Origin of the sequence: uncultured Psychromonas sp. (genome assembly GCF_947489755.1) — a bacterium.
Taxonomy (GTDB): Bacteria; Pseudomonadota; Gammaproteobacteria; order Enterobacterales; family Psychromonadaceae; genus Psychromonas.
In genome coordinates, this window is the sequence record NZ_CANLFB010000068.1 from 1 (window position 1) to 1,193 (window position 1,193).

1 protein-coding gene is annotated in these 1,193 nt (G+C 45.2%); it reads left to right on the forward strand.

Annotation, left to right across the window (positions count from 1 at the left end):
• Positions 1-1,193 (forward strand): VCBS domain-containing protein (locus tag Q0794_RS18020; RefSeq protein WP_298944261.1); only part of this gene is annotated, 1,193 nt, incomplete at both ends.

Sequence of the window (1,193 nt, forward strand, 5' to 3'; positions counted from 1 at the left end):
TCGTTTACGTACACCAACGAAGATGGCAGCACTGAAACGGTCTCTGTGACGGTTGAAGCTATTTCAGATGACACGGTCGTGGCAGCCGATGCGGCGACAACGAATGAAGATACCCCAATTACCATTGATGTATTAGCGAATGATACTGATGTTGATAGTGATATTTCACCTGTAAGTACGGTTACGCAAGGCGTTAATGGTAGTGTTGCTATTAATGAAGATGGCACAGTAACTTACACGCCAAACGTTGATTTTAATGGCACAGATATATTTACTTATACGAATGAAGAAGGCAATACTGAAACTGTTAACGTGACAGTTACTCCTGTAAATGACATCTCGGTGGTTAGCGGTAATAGTGAAAGTGAGGTGACCGAAGATGAAGCCACGACATTAACAGTTTCTGGCTCATTAGTAGTGACGGATGTTGATAATGAAACTACCTTTACCCCAGCGACAGTGACGGGCACTTACGGTGATATCACTATCGATGAAAACGGTGAGTGGACATACGCAGCCGATAATACACAGGCCGCTATTCAAGCATTAGATGAAGGTGAAACACTTACCGATACTATTACCGTGACTACGAGTGATGGTGTTGAGCAAACGATTGAAATTACGATCAATGGTGTTGACGATTTATCGGTTGTGACAGGTGATGATACCGGCGCAGTAACAGAAGATGCGGATGCAGCAACGTTAAGTACAACGGGTACCTTATCGTTAAGCGATGTTGATACCACAGATACAACGACCTTTACGCCAGCAACGGTAACGGGTGCTTACGGTGCAGTTTCAATTGCTGCCGATGGTAGTTGGACATACGAAGCAGATAACACACAAGTGGCTATTCAAGCGTTAGATGACGGTGAGTCATTAACCGATACTATTACGGTGACAACCAGCGATGGTGTTGAGCAAGCGATTGTTATTACTATCAACGGCGTTGACGATTTATCTGTTGTGACAGGCGATGATACTGGCGCAGTAACTGAAGATGCGGATGCAACCACGTTAAGCACGACGGGTACCTTATCGTTAAGCGATGTTGATACCACTGATACCACAACCTTTACCGCTGAATCTATCACGGGTGACTACGGCACCGTGACGATCGATGAAAACGGTGAATGGACATACGCAGCGGATAATACCCAAGCGGCTATTCAAGCGCTAGATGACGGTGAAAC